General features: G+C 65.0%; 9 protein-coding genes and 1 tRNA gene. 3 read left to right on the top strand and 7 right to left on the bottom strand.

All coding sequences use genetic code 11. The features are described from left to right. Positions 1-22: 22 nt before the first annotated feature. Positions 23-1600 (bottom strand): molybdopterin-dependent oxidoreductase, encoded by a 1578-nt coding sequence (locus QK290_RS08160; protein WP_282330182.1) that lies wholly within the window; start codon positions 1598-1600, stop codon positions 23-25. A 104-nt stretch (positions 1601-1704) separates the two neighbouring features. Here QK290_RS08160 and purD point away from each other — a divergent pair, with 104 nt between their 5' ends. Both purD and QK290_RS08150 read left to right on the top strand, forming a co-directional pair. Beyond that, complete coding sequence (purD, locus tag QK290_RS08155) at positions 1705-3021, top strand: phosphoribosylamine--glycine ligase (RefSeq protein ID WP_282330232.1); 1317 nt, start codon at positions 1705-1707, stop codon at positions 3019-3021. A 2-nt stretch (positions 3022-3023) separates the two neighbouring features. Further along, positions 3024-3977 (top strand): phosphoribosylaminoimidazolesuccinocarboxamide synthase, encoded by a 954-nt coding sequence (locus QK290_RS08150; protein WP_282330181.1) that lies wholly within the window; start codon positions 3024-3026, stop codon positions 3975-3977. 39 nt (positions 3978-4016) lie between these two features. Here QK290_RS08150 and QK290_RS08145 read toward each other — a convergent pair whose 3' ends face one another. Further along, complete coding sequence (locus QK290_RS08145; protein WP_282330180.1) at positions 4017-5291, bottom strand: helix-turn-helix transcriptional regulator; 1275 nt, start codon at positions 5289-5291, stop codon at positions 4017-4019. A gap of 131 nt (positions 5292-5422) precedes the next feature. Here QK290_RS08145 and QK290_RS08140 point away from each other — a divergent pair, with 131 nt between their 5' ends. After that, on the top strand, positions 5423-5635 hold the full coding sequence (locus QK290_RS08140) for a hypothetical protein (RefSeq protein WP_282330179.1): 213 nt from the start codon (positions 5423-5425) through the stop codon (positions 5633-5635). Positions 5636-5804: 169 nt separating this feature from the next. Here the strand turns inward: QK290_RS08140 and QK290_RS08135 are convergent. From QK290_RS08135 to QK290_RS08115, 5 genes are all read right to left on the bottom strand, one after another. After that, positions 5805-5881: transfer RNA gene (locus tag QK290_RS08135), tRNA-Pro, on the bottom strand. 117 nt (positions 5882-5998) lie between these two features. Further along, on the bottom strand, positions 5999-7912 hold the full coding sequence (locus QK290_RS08130; RefSeq protein WP_282330178.1) for an ABC transporter ATP-binding protein: 1914 nt from the start codon (positions 7910-7912) through the stop codon (positions 5999-6001). Beyond that, positions 7909-9717, bottom strand: a complete 1809-nt coding sequence (locus tag QK290_RS08125) for an ABC transporter ATP-binding protein (protein ID WP_282330177.1) — start codon at positions 9715-9717, stop codon at positions 7909-7911. The genes QK290_RS08130 and QK290_RS08125 overlap by 4 nt, the downstream gene beginning before the upstream one ends. Positions 9718-9871: 154 nt before the next feature. Continuing rightward, complete coding sequence (locus QK290_RS08120; protein ID WP_282330176.1) at positions 9872-10819, bottom strand: metallophosphoesterase; 948 nt, start codon at positions 10817-10819, stop codon at positions 9872-9874. A 6-nt stretch (positions 10820-10825) separates the two neighbouring features. Further along, positions 10826-13108, bottom strand: a complete 2283-nt coding sequence (locus QK290_RS08115; RefSeq protein WP_282330175.1) for a transglycosylase domain-containing protein — start codon at positions 13106-13108, stop codon at positions 10826-10828. Between the last annotated feature and the right edge of the window lie 18 nt (positions 13109-13126).

Genomic DNA, 13126 nt, shown 5'->3' with positions numbered 1-13126 from the left:
GGCGGATTCGTTGAATGCCGGGCTATTCCACGGTGACCATGACCGACTGCCAGCCGGAGGCGCCGTCGGGTACCGGATCGGCGCGCTGATCGGTCTGGACCTCGCCCGTTCCGTCGGTGGCGCGGACCTTGATGTAGTGCGGTCCGGGTGTGGCCTCCCAGTCGAAGGACCACTGGCGCCACGTGATGAGGGATGCTTCGGTGGACAGGACGGCCTCGGCCCAGGGGGCATTGTCGATCTGTACTTCCACCTTGGTGATGCCGCGGGTCTGCGCCCAGGCCGTGCCGCCAATCGCCACGCGGCCGGCTGGCACCTTGGCGAAGGACTTCGGGACTTCCACCCGGGCCATGGTCTTGATGGGGCCGCGCTCGGCCCAGCCGCGCTGGGTCCAGTAGGCCTTGCTGTCCGCGAACCGCGTCACTTCCAGGTCCACCACCCACTTCGTGGCGGAGACGAAGCCGTACAGCCCGGGGACCACCATGCGCACCGGGTAGCCGTGCTCCAGCGGCAGGGGCTCGCCGTTCATGCCGATCGCCAGCATGGCGTCGCGGTCATCCTGCAGAACTTCCAGCGGCGTGGAGGCGCTGAAGCCATCGATCGAGGTCGACAGCACCATGTCCGCGCCGTCCTTGGGCCGGGCCCGTTTGAGGACCTCGCGGATGGGAAGGCCGAGCCAGCGTGCGTTCCCGGCGAGGTTTCCACCCACCGGGTTGGAAACGCAGGTGAGTGTCACGTGCGATTCGATAAGGTCGGCGTCGAGCAGGTCCTGGAACGTGAGGCGGACCTCTTGTTCCACCAGCCCATGCACGCGCAGCTCCCAGTCATCAGCGTTGATTTCGGGGACACTGAGGGCGGTGTCGATCCGGTAGAAGTCCCCGTTGGGTGTGACCCAGGGTGTCACGCCGGCAGCGGGGGACTGGACTCCGGCGGGCACAGCCGCGGCGGCCTTTGCCGGGGTGGGCAGCTGCAGGGCCTCGCGGGCTTTGGAGATGTTGCTGCGGGCGGCACTGAGCAGGCGTCCGCCTGTGGCCGCGATGCCGGCGCCGACCACGGTGATCCCTGCTGCGGCGAAGAAACGGCGGCGGCTGGTGGCAGGACGGTCAGGCTCCTCGGCGCCCGTGTCGGCAGGTGCCTCAGGCCAGGACTTCAGGCGCCAGAGGGGGGCGATCAGCAACCGCAACACTATCAGCCCGGCTACCGTGCCCAGCACGGTGGGGATGGCGTCCAGCGGCTTCACGCTGGCCCGCGTGACCACACTGGCCACGATCACCGCGCCCAACAGCAGTACACCGGCAACGCCCAGCGCCCATTTGCGGTAGGCCACAACACCCAGCACGCAGGCCAACAGGAATATGGTCAGGCCCATCCCCACGAAAAGCGCGGCCTTGTCGTTCGTGCCGAACGTGGCAATGGCAAAATCCTTCATCCATGGTGGTGTGAAGTCGATGAAAGTGGACCCCAGCGCGATCACCGGGGTTGCCCGGGCCGTAAAGAACGCTCCGATCAGTTCCGCAACGGAAAGTACGACGGCGGCAGCCGCAACGCCTGCCAGCGCGGCCATGGCGGCGGGACCCTTGAGCCACTTCACAAGTTTCTTCATGCCTTTCATTCGTTGCGCCGGGCCTCGCGGATTGCCGGGCGGGCCCACAGCTTAGGAACACCCCCTTAGGAAAGGGCAGGGTGCACAAAGTACCCTTGGAGACTGTGAAGGTACTCGTCATTGGCCCTGGAGGCCGCGAACACGCCATTGTCCGCTCCCTGCTCGCTGACCCCAACGTTTCCGAGGTCCATGCAGCTCCCGGCAACGCCGGCATCAGCAAGCTGGTCCCCACCCACAATATTGACGGGAATGATCCCGACGCCGTCGCGGCGCTTGCCACCAAGCTCGGCGTGGACCTCGTGGTGGTGGGCCCCGAGGCACCCCTGGCGGCTGGGGTATCCGACGCCGTCCGCGACGCCGGCATTCCGGTCTTTGGCCCCAGCAAGGCCGCGGCCCAGCTGGAAGCCTCCAAGGCATTCGCCAAGGAGGTCATGGCCGAAGCCGGGGTGCCCACAGCCATGGCGTTGGTGGCTACCAACGCCGGGGAAGCGGCCTCGGCCCTGGATACCTTCGGCGCACCCTACGTGGTCAAGGACGACGGTCTCGCAGCCGGCAAGGGCGTCGTGGTGACCAACAATCGCGACGAAGCCTTGGCCCATGCGCAGACCTGTTTCGACGCCGCCGGCACCGTGGTGATCGAGGAATTTCTTGACGGCCCCGAGGTCTCTGTCTTTGTCCTGTGCGACGGCCGCAACACAGTCGCCCTGTCCCCGGCCCAGGACTTCAAGCGCATCTTCGACAACGATGAAGGCCCCAATACCGGCGGCATGGGCGCATACACCCCGCTGGAATGGGCCCCCGCCGGACTGGTCCAGGAGGTCATCGACAGGGTGGCCCAGCCCACGGTCAATGAGATGGCGAACCGCGGCACGCCGTTCGTGGGTGTGCTGTTTGTTGGCCTCGCGCTGACCACGCGCGGCACCCGTGTCATTGAATTCAACGTCCGCTTCGGCGACCCCGAGACGCAGGCAGTGCTGGCCCGGCTCAAAACCCCCCTCGGTGCGCTGCTGCTGTCAGCCGCCAAGGGCGAACTGGACAAGGCAGAGGAGCTGCGCTGGTCCAAGGAAACGGCCGTCGCCGTCGTCGTCGCGTCCGAAAACTACCCGGACTCCCCGCGCACCGGTGACCGTATCCGCGGACTCAAGAAGGTCGATGAGCTCGACGGTGTGCACGTGATCCACGCGGGCACTGCGCTCGACGACGACGGCAAGGTGATCTCGGCCGGCGGCCGGGTGCTCGCCGTCGTTGCCCTCGGCAGCGACTTGGTGGAGGCCCGGGAACGGGCGTACGACGGCGTGGAGCTGGTTCAGCTGGAAGGCTCCCAGTTCCGGACGGACATCGGCCGCAAGGCTGCACGCGGCGAGATAAAGGTTGCGTCCAACGCCACCGGAGCGCTCCCCGTCACGAAGGCGAAGGTATAAGCATGACTGAGAATTCCGCCCAGGAACCACAGAAGCCGCGCGGCTTCAGCACCGAAACCCTGGACCTGCCGGGCTGGACGCATGTTTACTCCGGCAAGGTCCGTGACCTCTACGAACCGGCGGACGAAGCCATCCGCCAGCAGGTGGGCCAGGATTGTGTCCTGGTGGTGGCAAGCGACCGCATCAGCGCCTACGACCACGTGCTGGCCAGCGAAATCCCGGACAAGGGCCGCATCCTCACGCAGTTGAGCCTGTGGTGGTTCGACCAGCTTGACGTGGTCCACCACGTGCTGGCATCCACGGCGGAAGACGGCGTCCCGGCGGCCGTGGAAGGCCGCGCGATGATCTGCCGGAAGCTGGACATGTTCCCGGTGGAATGCATCGCCCGAGGCTACCTCACCGGCACCGGACTGCTGGAGTACAAGGCCAAAGGGACGGTCTGCGAGATTCCGCTGCCGCCGGGCCTGGTGGACGGATCCCGGCTGGAACAGGCCATTTTCACGCCGTCCGCGAAGGCCGAGGTGGGCGAGCATGACGAGAACATCTCGTACAACGATGTTGTGGCCATGGTGGGGGACGACATCGCCGCACGCCTCAGCGAGCTGACGCTGAAGATCTACACCGGCGCCGAGAAGATCGCCCGCGAACGTGGCATCATCCTGGCCGATACCAAGGTGGAGTTCGGCTACGACGCCGTGTCGGGGACCATCACCTTGGGCGACGAGGTCCTGACACCGGATTCCTCGCGTTTCTGGGATGCGGCCACGTACGAGCCGGGGAAGGCGCAGCCCTCTTACGACAAGCAGTATGTGCGCGACTGGCTGACGTCGGCCGAATCAGGCTGGGACAAGAACTCCGACGTGGCACCGCCCGCCCTGCCGGCAGACGTTGTTGCCCGCACTCGCAGCCGCTACGTCGAGGCCTACGAAAAGATCACGGGCAGGACGTTCTCCTAGAACACTTTTACCGGGCCCGGCTTCGCGCCGGGCCCCGTCCTAGCTTGCTTTGACTGCTTTCGCTGCTGCTGCGGCTCTCTGCTGGGCGAGCCTGATTTCGAGGACCGCATCCAGTGACTGCTGGACTCGGTCCGAGGCTCCCGCGGCACTGAAGGCCTTCTGCGCTTCTTCGAGGTAGACCAGGGCTTCGTCGGACTCGCCGGCAGCTTTCAGCGACTTGCCCAGCAGGAGTGAAACTTCCCCCGCCGTGTGCTTGGCCAGCTCGCCGGATTCCGCGTGGATCTCCCGGAGCTTGTTGATGGCAGCTACGATGTCGCCGGTGAGATACAGCCATCGGGCGCGGATAAACGCAACTTCGAGCTGGTCGCTCTTGTTGCCGCCCACAATGGACAGGGCCAGCTCGGCGCGTTCGATGCTGGAAAGTGTTTCCGGTTCAACGATTCCGGAGGACAGCCGGACGGCGGCAGAAGCCTTGTTGAAACGGGCCCAGAGATCGATGTCATTGGCGGGCGAGAGCATCCGGGCCGCGCGCTCGTGGTACTTGATGCCCTCCGGATAATCGTGCCGCATAAACGCCACGTTGCCGATCACCCAGGCAACCTCACCAGCGAGCTGGGACATTGAGTGCTCGTCCATCTCGTCATTCATGGCCTGGCAGTACTTCCAGGCCTCGTCCAGACGGCCGCTCTCTGCCAGTGCACCGATCAGCGCACGGTAGGCGCCGATGATCAGGGTGGAACCGTTGGGCAGTTGGCCACAAAGTTGGACGGCCGCCAGTGCATGCTCCACGGCGGTACTCAGCTGGCCCTGTCCCTGGCAGATAGCGGCGAGCATCTGGCGGGCACGAACGGCCAGACCGGCAGACTCGGTGGCCATCGGGTGCTCCAGGAGGTGCTGCATGATCTTTTGGCATTCCTGCCAATTGCCCTGTTTAATCAGGCACTCGGCCTGCATATAGGTCATATTCCACCACGCGCTGGTATTCCTGCCCTCCAGGGCTATCTGGGCTGCGTTGGCTGCGTGGGTGGCCGCCAGCGGGTAGTCCCTGAGGTCCCAGGCCTGGCGCGCGTAGAGGCCGGCCAGGACGTACTCGGCGTCGCTGACGGTGACGGGCTGGCTCCAGGCTTCCAGCGCCTTGGGCGCAAGCTCCAGCCTGCGGGCGAGTTCTTCGATCACTTCGGCCGTCGGCTCACGGCGGCCGGTTTCGAGGAGGGAGATATAACTGGGGGAATAGAGGTCCTTGCCCAGTTCAGCCTGTGTCAGCCCACGTTCGAGACGCTCCGCTCGGAGCTTCTCCCCGAATCCGTTGCCCACGGGTTTCCTCCTAATTCTGGACAGACTTTGTACGCAATGCTTGACAGTCCCTGTGGAAAACATTTTACAATGTATGTCAACAAGGACAGTGCTGACTTTGTAACGAATCCGACTCGTATTGAGGAACTTATATGTTGAAGAAGATTGCGGCCGCTGGCGTACTCGCTGCGGCCTTGGCATTTTCTGCGGCGGCCCCGGCTGTCCTGTCGGCAGGTTCCATCGCCGACACCACCGGCGTATCCGTCGCCGTTGGCAACTGGCCCGATCCCATGTCCAAGCCCGTTAAGGACAAGACCGGCACGACCTACATCACGTACGTGGGCAATTGGCCCGACCCGATGTAAGGAATCCTTTTAGGAGGCGCGGCCCCGGGGCATGGTCATCATGCCCCGGGGCATGGTCATCATGCCTCGGGGCTATTTCTTTGTCCTGACGCTTGACCGTTCGCTGTCCGGTACGTGACAGCCGGGAGATGCAAAAGAGGGCCTCCCTTTGGGGAGACCCTCTTTCAATTGGTCGGGATGACAGGATTTGAACCTGCGACCTCGTCGTCCCGAACGACGCGCGCTACCAAGCTGCGCCACATCCCGATCCGCTGCAAAAGCAACTTTACAAGGATAGCCGACGCCAGGCCAGGATGCGAAATCGGCGGCCGCTGGGAGATCCCGACGCTGGAAAAGGACGCTGGAAAAGCCCGACCGCGCGGGTCAGACCAGGGAGTCCTTCCAAGCGCCGTGGAGGTCTGCGAAGCGTCCGCCGCCGCCGATGAGGTCTGCAGGCGTCCCATCCTCGACCACGCGGCCGTCGTGGACCACCAGGACGCGGTCGGCTGTTTCAACGGTGGAGAGGCGGTGCGCGATGATCAGTGCTGTCCGGCCACCGCCGGCAGCAGCGGATCCAGCAACCGCAGAGCCCTCAGCTGCGGGGACCGCACTAGACGAACCGGGCGCACCCAACGCAGTGCCGGCGTCGGACGTTGCCCGCAGAAGGCGAGCCAGGCCGCTCTGGACGAGCCGCTCGGAGGGGATGTCCAAGGACGAGGTGGCCTCGTCAAGGATCAGCACCGCCGGCCGGGCCAGGAACGCCCGGGCGAAGCTGATCAGCTGCCGCTGCCCGGAGGACACCCGGCCGCCGCGCTTGTTGACATCCGTGTCATAGCCTTCGGGGAGATCGGTAATGAAGTCATGGGCGCCCACGGCCCGGGCAGCGTCCTCGATTTCCGCCCGGGTTGCCTCCGGCCGGCCCAGGGCAATGTTGTCCGCCACGGACCCGCTGAACAGGAACGCCTCCTGGGTGACCATCACGATGTTCCGGCGCAGGTCCGTGGTGGTCAGGTTGCGCAGGTCCACGCCGTCCAGCGTCAGGGAACCGGAGGAGACGTCGTAGAAGCGGGCGATCAGCTTGGCCAGCGTGGATTTTCCAGCACCGGTCTGCCCCACCAGGGCCACGGTCTGGCCGGCGGGGATGTGCAGGTCCATGGTGGGAATGATGACCGGGCCGTCGCCGTAGCCGAACTCCACACCCTTGAAGTCGATGGTGCCCCGGGCATCGCGGAGCGCCACGGGGTTCTTGGGCGGCCGGACCGTGGGAACCTCTTCCAGCAGGCCGGAGACCTTCTCCAGGGCCGCCTGGGCACTCTGGAACGAGTTGTAGAACATGGCCATCTGGTCCACCGGCTGGAAAAAGCGCTTGGTGGAAAGCATCAACGCCAGCAGCACGCCCACGGCGAGGTCCCCGCCAATGACGCGGAACCCGCCGAACAACAGCACCACGGCCACGCAGACGTTGCCGATCAGTACCAGGCCGGGCTGGAATATGCCGTTGAGGTTGATGGAGCGCACGGTAACCAGCCGGTAGTCCTCGGACAACTGGCCGTACTTCCGGGCGTTCTCGGTCTCCTTGCGGAAGGCCTTCACCGCCCGGATCCCGGTCATGGTTTCCACAAAGTGCACAATCAGCCGGGCGGAAACTACCCGGGACTCACGGAACACGATCTGGGAGTGCTTCTGGTACCAGCGAGACAGGAAGTACATGGGGACGGCCGCGGCCAGCACGATCAGCCCACTGCGCCAGTCCAGGGCAAATACCGTGACCGCCGTGAAGACCATAAACAGCAGGCCCGAGGCGAGGGAGCTGACACCGGAATCGAGGAGTTCCCGCAGTGCCTCCAGGTCCGAGGTCTGCCGGGCGATGATCCGGCCGGACGTGTACTTTTCGTGGAACTCCAGGCTCAGGCGCTGGGTGTGCCGGAAGACCCTGACCCGCAGGTCCAGCAGCATGGCCTGGCTGAGCCGCGCGGTGGAGGTGATGTAGAGGGCGGTGAGTCCCGCCGTCGCGATAGCCGCGAGCAGGTAGGCGACGCCGGTGAACACCAGCGGGAGGTTCTTGCCTGCCTGCAGTGCCGGGAGCGCGTGGTCGATGCCGAAAGCGATCAGGGCCGGTCCGGCCACGCGGGCGGCCTGGGACAGGACCACGGTGGCGATGGTCAGCCAGAACCTGAGCCGCACCGGCCGGATCAGTGCGGCCAAAAGGGCGAGCGACCGCCGTCGTACTGTTTTGCTGTCCGCGTTGCTGAGGTGCGTGTTGTCCTCGTTGGCGGTGCCGAAGGTTGCGTTGCTCATCGGATGCTGTCCTTTGACTCGTCCTCAAGCTCGGACAGCTCCGAGTCCAGGTCCCGGGGTTCCTGGTCCAGGCTGGCGATGACGTAGCGGTAATGGGGGTTGTGCGCCAGCAGTTCGGTGTGGGTTCCGACGGCGGCAATCCGGCCGTCCTTGAGCAGCGCCACCCGGTCCGCCAGCGCCACGGTGGACGGGCGGTGCGCGACGATCAGCGTGGTGGTGTCCTTCAGGACCGCGCGGAGCCGGGTTTCCACAAGCTCCTCGGTGTGCACGTCCAGGGCGGACAGCGGGTCGTCCAGCACCAGGACCCGGGGCCGCGCCGCGATGGCCCGCGCCAGGGCAATCCGCTGCCGCTGCCCGCCGGAAAGGCTCAGACCCTCCTCGCCGATGAGGGTGTCTACGCCCTCCGGCAGCGAGTACGCGAAGTGCGCCTGTGCTACATCCAGGGCTTCGTCCAGGGCCTCCTCGCTGCGGTCCGGTGCCCCGAGGAGCACGTTGTCGCGGACGGAACCGGAGAACAGCGTGGTGTCCTCGAACGCGACGCCCACCACGCGCCGGAGGTCATCGACGTCGAACTCGCGCAGGTCCACGCGGTCAATGGTGATGGAGCCATCGGTGACGTCGTAGAGGCGCGGGACCAGCTGGATCAGAGCGCTCTTGCCGCTGCCCGTGATGCCCACCAGTGCCATGGTTTCGCCCGGCCGGACGTCCAGGTTGATGTTCGTGAGGATGGGTTTGTCCGGTGCGTCCTCGAACGCGAACGTGGCGTTGTTGAAGCTGAGTGCGCCCAACAGCAGCGAGGGGGTGCGCGGCTCCGGGGGACTGGTGATGGTGTTGACCGAATCCATGACCTCGAAGTGGCGGTCGACGGCGGATTTGGCGGTGAGTGCCATGGCCAGCAGCATGCCGGAGAATTCCACGGGCGTCGCGATGACGGCGGCGGTGGCGAAGAACGCCACCAGCGCGCCGATGCTTAGCTGGCCACTGGCGCAGAGCATCACGCCCACCACCAGCCCGGCGCCGAGCGCGAGTTCCGGCAGGAGGGTGACTACCATGGTGAACGTCGCCTGGTGCTTCGCCTTCACGATCTCGGTCTGGCGGAGTTCCTCGGCTTGTTCGTTGAAGTTCTCCAGGGCTTCGCGGCTGCGGCCGAAGGCCTTCAGGACGCGGATGCCGTGGACGGATTCCTCCACCGTGGTGGCGAGGTCGCCGGCTTGGTCCTGGCTCCGGCGTGCCACCTTGCTGAAGCGGGTCCGGAACCGGAAACCGTAGGCCATGATTGGCACCGCCGCGGCCAGGAAGATCAGGGCCAGCTGCCAGCTCATTGAGAACATGACCACAATGCCGATGACCACCGTGAGCGTGGTGACCACCAGCATGATGGCACCGAACGCCATCCAGCGGCGCAGGAAGTTCAGGTCCGTCATGGCGCGTGACAGCAGTTGGCCGGAGCCCCAGCGGTCGTGGAAGGACACGGTCAGGTCCTGCAGGTGCCCGTAGAGCGAGACCCGCATCCGGGTTTCAACAGTGGTGGCGGGGTTAATCACAAACTGCCGGCGGAGGGCCACGAGTCCCGCTTCCGCGATGCCCAGGACAAGGATGACGACGGCGGCAGTCCAGACGGCGTCCGGCGCGCCGCCGGGTTGGAGGGACTCATTTACGAGGACCCGCAGCACCTGCGGGATGGTCAATGCGACGAGGCTGGCCAGGAGTGCGCAGAGGAGGCCCATCACAAGCCGGGGGATGATCGGCCTCACGTGAGGATAAAGGCGGCTGATGGATCTGAAAAATGAGGTCTGCTTGGCCATGCCCGCTTCTCAAGCTCTAAATCGAATGTAGTTTCCCTTAGCAACTACTCTATGCCATGGCGTGAGCAGGTTCACACGTCCTCTCCCCGGCTGCTCTATCACTTCCGGTTGCCATTCGAGCCCGTTAGCGACTCGAAGTGATAGAGCAACGGGGTTATCCGGAGGAGGTCAGCGTCAGCAGGACAGCCTCGGGTTTGCAGGCGATGCGGATGGGAGCGAACCGGGAGGTGCCGATGCCGCCGGAGACGTTGACCGGCGTCGCGCGTCCGTTGCTTTCCCAGTTGTTGAGTCCCTTGGCCCGCCACGTGGGGAGGTCACAGTTGGCTATCAGGGCGCCGTAGCCGGGAACGCAGAGCTGCCCGCCATGGGTGTGCCCCGCCAGCAGCAGGTCAGCGCCGTCCTGCGTGAAATGGTCCAGGACCCGCTGGTAGGGGGCATGGATGACCGCAACCCGGAGGTGAGAGTTCTGGTCCTGGTCCCGGGTGCCGCGGGGCCAGCCCGCGTAGCGTTCCCGGCCCAGGTGCGGATCGTCCACGCCGGAAAAATCGAACCGGATCCGCTTCAACACCACCGATTGGTGCCTGTTGGTGAGATCCACCCAGCCGCCCATGCCGAAGCCGGACCGCAGCCGCGGCCAGTCCAGTTCGATGGCTTTGGGCTTGGCTTTGGATGGGCCCAGCAGGTAGGAGGCGGGGTTTTTGAAGCTCGGGCCGTAGTAGTCATTGGAGCCGGGGACGAAAACACCGGGAAATTCCAGGAGCGGGCGCAAAGCCTTGAGCAGCGGTTCCACGGCTTTGACGTGGCTGAGGTTGTCCCCGGTGTTGACCACCAGGTCCGGCTCCAGCGACGCCAGCGACTCCAGCCAGCGTGCCTTGGTGTCCTGGCCCGGGACGAAGTGGATGTCGCTCAGGTGCAGGACGCGGAAGGGCTCGTGGCCTGCGGGCAGGATGGGTAGCGTCTCCTCGCGCAGGACAAACTGGTTTTTCTCCCACAGCCCGTATCCGAAGGCAGCGAGACCTGCTGCGGTGCCCGCGCCGGCGGTGACGGCAAAGCCGCGTCCGATATTCCGGACGCGGCTGGCCAATGTTGGGCTGACTGCCATGCGTGGCTAGCCCTTGCTCTTGTCGCTGTTGCCCGGTGCGGGGTTCGGTGTCGGCGGGGCGGACGGCTGCGTGGCCGGGGCCGTGGCGGGCACGGTGGCCTGAGGTGACGGAGTGGTCCGAACAGGCGTTCCGTTCACCATGTTGGTGGGCGGCGCCGTGAACGCATTGGTGCCGTACGCCGGAGCGACCTGGGCCATGTACTTGGAGAACATGGGACCGGCGATCATGTAACCGTCGATCGCCTTGTAGAACTCTCCGTTGACCGTCAGGTTCCGGCCGGGCCGGAGCTGGTCACCCAGCGGGTCACCGAACCACGCTGCGGTGGCCACACCAGTGGTGTAACCGACCACCCAGGTGGAGCCGTTGGTGTCGTTGGTGCCGGTCTTGGCAGCCACCGGGAAGTTGGTTTTGGTGGAGAGCCGCGGCTTGATGAGCGATCCTGAACCCTCATCGAGAACCTTCTGCATGGCATATGCCACGCCCCGGGCGACCTCCGGTTTGACGGCATCGCGGCAGCTCGTGGCCTGGGCCGGTAGCTGCGCGCCGGTCTGGTCCGAGACAGAGGTGATGGCGATGGGCTCGCAGTACTTGCCGTCGTTGGCGAATGTGGCAAACGCGGAGGCCATCGTCAGCGGGGCCGTCTGCGTTGAGCCGATCAGGTTGGCCAAAGTGGTCATCTTGACCGGCGGATTGAAGTTGTCACCCACCGGCAGGCCACCGTGGATTCCGACCGCATCCACGATCTTCTGGATGCCGCAGAGGTCAACCTGCGCCGCGGAGGCGAAGGTGGCCGTGTTGATCGAGTTCTGCAGGCCGTACAGGACGGTCATGTTCCGGTAGTAGCCGTCGTCGGAGTTCTGCAGGTCGAAGCTGCCGGGAATCCTGGCGTCGTACCAGCCCACTGTGGGTTCCGGGCAGGTGTTCTTCCAGGGGAAGTTCTGCGGGTACGTGCGGGTGGCGGCGTTGACGTTGGTGTTCATGGACTTGCCCTCGTTCAGCCATTCGGCGAACGTGAAGGGCTTCATGGTGGAGCCGGGCTGGAATCCGCCCAGACCGTTGAGGTCGTTGCCGTCCTTGTCCCGTTTGTCCACGTTGAAGTTCTGCGTCTGGTTGAACTTGCCCTCCGTTGGCAGGAATGAGGTGTTCTGCGCCATGTTCAGGATCTTGCCGGTGTTGGGCTGTACAGAGACTATGGACGCGCCCCAGTTGTCCGGGTTGGCGCCGGCGGCTGCATCAGACTCGGCCTGGGCAACGTTCTGGGCGTTGACGTCCAGCGTGGTGGTGATGGTCAGGCCGCCACGGAAGATGCTATTGACGCGCTCCTCGGGGGTCGCACCGTAGGCCGGGTTGTTCAGCAGCAGGTGAAGCACATAGTCGCAGAAATAGGGTGCCGTGGTGGCGTAGGCGCAGCCTTGGCGCGACGGCGTGACCTTCGGCTCAACCGGGGTGGCCACGGCGGCGTCGTGATCGGCCTGGGTGATCTCCCCCTGGTTCAGCATCAGGCCGAGCACCAGGTCGCGACGCTCCTTGGCGTTCTCCGGGTTGGTGATCGGGTCGAAGGCCGACGGGCTGTTTACGAGGCCTGCAAGGAGTGCTGCCTGCGGGAGGGTCAGATCCTTGGCCGTGGTGCTGAAGAAGAATTTGGACGCGGCCTCGATGCCGTAGGCGTCGCGGTTGAAGAAGACAATGTTGAGGTAACCCTCGAGGATCTGCTCCTTGGAGAATTCCTTCTCCAGGGCGATCGCGAGCTTCATTTCGCGAAGCTTATCTCCGACGCCCTTGTTGACACCGTTGAGCTTGATGTCCGCGGTGTTTCCCTCGGCGGCGAGGTTGGCGTTGAGCACGTTGTTCACGTATTGCTGGGTGATGGTGGAGGCACCCTGTTTGTTGCCACGGGCTGTGCTGACCATGGCGCGGAGGATGCCGGTGGTGTCCACACCGCCATGCTCGTAGAACCGGCTGTCTTCGACAGCGATGATGGCTTTTTTCATGAACGGCGAGATCTGGTCGAGGGCAACCTTGGTCCGGTTTTCCTCATACAGGTTCGCGATCAGGCTGCCGTCCGAGGCGAGGATCCGGGTGGACTGGCTGGGCGGGTCCACCTGCAGCTCTGCCGGGAGGGTGTCGAAGAACTCGATGGAGCCGCTTGCCGCGCTGCCAGAAACAGCGGCGGCCGGGACAAGCAGGCCCGCCACCAGGACACCACAAATTGCGCTCACACCAAGGAAGCCAAAGATCTTTCCGAGGGTAGTGGCCGTGTCGAAAATGGGGTTCTTGCGAGTCACCATGTTTTCCACTTTACCGGC

It is taken from the genome of Pseudarthrobacter sp. AL07, assembly GCF_029960665.1.
GTDB lineage: Bacteria > Actinomycetota > Actinomycetes > Actinomycetales > Micrococcaceae > Arthrobacter.
Note: the sequence above shows the minus strand (reverse complement) of the source record. Positions and strands in the feature narration are given on the sequence as shown.